The following is a 244-nucleotide window of genomic DNA, read 5'->3' on the forward strand; positions in this document are numbered from 1 at the left end:
GCGACGAACAGGTTGGCCGCACCGCAGACCAGGAAGAAGCAGATCCAGGCCAGGTTCAGGCGGGCCCAGATGGCATCGGGCAGGGTCAGGGCGTGGCCCATGATGCGCTTGATCAGCACTCGGTCGCCGATGAAGTGGCTGCCGGCGAAGGCCAGGGCGAACAGCCAGTTGACCACCGGCGCTTTCCATTTGAGGAAGGTTTCGCTGTGGAAGGTCAGGGTCAGGCCGCCGAACACCAGGCAGG

At 64.8% G+C, this 244-nt stretch carries 1 protein-coding gene; it reads right to left on the reverse strand.

Annotation, left to right across the window (positions count from 1 at the left end; genetic code table 11):
- Positions 1 to 244, reverse strand: a 244-nt coding sequence (locus tag SB772_RS44650; protein ID WP_410839108.1) for a septation protein IspZ, incomplete at both ends; no start/stop codon positions are given.

Source organism: Paraburkholderia sp. SIMBA_030, assembly GCF_046535245.1.
Classification (GTDB): domain Bacteria; phylum Pseudomonadota; class Gammaproteobacteria; order Burkholderiales; family Burkholderiaceae; genus Paraburkholderia.